Below are 275 nucleotides of genomic sequence, written 5' to 3'. Positions count from 1 at the left end.
GCCCAGCAGGGCAATGGCGTTTCGATTGAATGGACCGGGCGCGAAATCCTCAGGCTGATGGCAGCCGAAGCGGGTTCAGTACTGGTCTTTCTGCCCGGCGCCGGAGAGATCCGCCGGTTGGCCGAGTGGCTGCAAACGGCCGTCAGCCCGGATGTTATTATTGCGCCACTGTACGGACAAATGGACAGTAAAGCCCAGCAGCAGGCGATACAGCCTGCCGTCAAGGGGAAACGGAAAATTGTATTGGCCACCAATATTGCGGAAACCAGTCTGAC

The 275-nt window shown here is 58.2% G+C and carries 1 protein-coding gene; it reads left to right on the top strand.

Annotated elements, in window-relative coordinates; genetic code table 11:
• Positions 1-275: helicase-related protein (locus ACYP03_RS26075; protein ID WP_459782681.1), on the top strand; the 275-nt coding region annotated here is incomplete at both ends.

The sequence above is a fragment of the Photobacterium sp. R1 genome, assembly GCF_054600795.1.
Note: the sequence above shows the minus strand (reverse complement) of the source record. Positions and strands in the feature narration are given on the sequence as shown.